The following is a 1,428-nucleotide window of genomic DNA, read 5'->3' as shown; positions in this document are numbered from 1 at the left end:
GCATCTGGCCCATCGTGTCGTAGCTGGTCTTCTCCGCCAGACCACCCCAGCCCGAACCGGAGATGTTCGTCGACGACGCCCACATCCGACGCGCCTCATCCTCAACAGTCTGCGCATGAACGTCGAAACGCCCCGCCATCGAACGCATCGCGTCCGGATCAGTCATAAAGCGTGCGGTCACTGCTGTGTCTCCTTTTCTCGTGGTGTTTCGATTAACCGGCCGCGGCGGCATTGGCCGCCTCGGCCGCCGCATACGATCCGGCGCTGGTGTGCAATGTTGCGACGAACTGCTCGTGGATCGCCACGGCCTGGGCCATGATCGACTGATACAGCTGCGCATGGGCGGCAAACTGCGCGCTCGCCAATGCCGACACTTCGTCGCTGGCGGCCGGCGCTATGTGGGTTGTCGGCATGGCTGCTGCCATGTTCTCGCTGTGCAGTATCGAACCAATGTTCTGCAACTGGCCTGCAGCCTCATCAAGAAGATCGGGTTGCGTAGTTACAAACGACATCATTTTTCCCTTCTCAGTTGTCGTGGGTCCATTTCGTGCTGATCGGTACGTCCTTCAGCTGCCGCTTCGTAAGCGATGGACGATGCACTGCGGAATTCAATGATTAGCGATTCGTCATCTTCCTCCTGCCTCGATCATCGAAGCGACGGAGCATTCGAGGGCCTCCTGTTGGTGCGACATTTCCGCCACCGCACGGCGGAGCCTGTTCAGTTGTTCTCGCCCGCTCAGTGCGTCTTGGACACCCTCAACGAGGGCCGACCGGTATTCGGCGTCCGCATCCACGCCAGCCGAGCCGGCAACCTGCGGGGCCGGCTCGGTCCTGGCCCGCACCCTTGACCGGGCATTCCGCGGGGCATTGACCACACTGACCACTGGCGGGATGTGGCTGAGCCAGCCGCGTCTGGCCGGCAACGCCGCAGCACCGGCTCCCGCGTTGTCAGCTGCCGGTAGCGCAGCCAAACTCGCCGGCAACGCCGCGGAGGCTAGCCGCATGCCCTGCGACGGCCCGGCCCAAGACGGCGGCACCGATAACTCACCGACCGGCACTGCACGGCCTAACGCGGCTGACACGTCGGCAGCAGTCACCCGCACTGTGCCGGGTGCGACCGTCGGGTGCGCACCGGTGGCATACGAGCCTGCCAAGGTGAATTGTTGCGTGCCCTTAGACGCCGAAGACGCCAGCTCTGGCATTCCTGACGTGATCATCATGAACGAATGCATGGCAGCGGTAGCCCCCATCGCGGGCGTCGTTGAGGCCATCGAAAGGGCGCCACCAAGGCCGGTTAGCCCACCGTAACCCATTCCAAATCCGTCGAGTTTGCCGAAAAGCTGCTCGGCACCTGTAATAAAAGGACTGTTCAAAGCGGATTCCAACGGGTTGTTGTTCAGGAAGTCCACCAGCCCGTTGCCGGCGGTG

3 protein-coding genes are annotated in these 1,428 nt (G+C 62.6%); all 3 read right to left on the bottom strand.

What is annotated here, in order from left to right; translation table 11 throughout:
• Positions 1-181: WXG100 family type VII secretion target (locus KIH27_RS21950; RefSeq protein WP_214095070.1), on the bottom strand; the 181-nt coding region annotated here is incomplete at its 3' end.
• Between the two features lie 31 nt (positions 182-212).
• Positions 213-512 carry a PE family protein gene (locus KIH27_RS21945; RefSeq protein WP_214095071.1) on the bottom strand — a complete coding sequence of 100 codons (300 nt, stop codon included), beginning with the start codon at positions 510-512 and terminating at the stop codon, positions 213-215.
• A 114-nt stretch (positions 513-626) separates the two neighbouring features.
• Positions 627-1,428: PPE family protein, SVP subgroup (locus tag KIH27_RS21940; protein WP_443677228.1), on the bottom strand; the 802-nt coding region annotated here is incomplete at its 5' end.

Origin of the sequence: Mycolicibacter acidiphilus, from assembly GCF_018455725.1 — a bacterium.
GTDB lineage: Bacteria > Actinomycetota > Actinomycetes > Mycobacteriales > Mycobacteriaceae > Mycobacterium > Mycobacterium acidiphilum.
Note: the sequence above shows the minus strand (reverse complement) of the source record. Positions and strands in the feature narration are given on the sequence as shown.

What these genes read in the sequence shown, in the direction of transcription:
- KIH27_RS21945 (WP_214095071.1), bottom strand. Translation starts at nt 512, where the DNA reads ATGTCGTTTGTAACTACGCAACCCGATCTTCTTGATGAGGCTGCAGGC.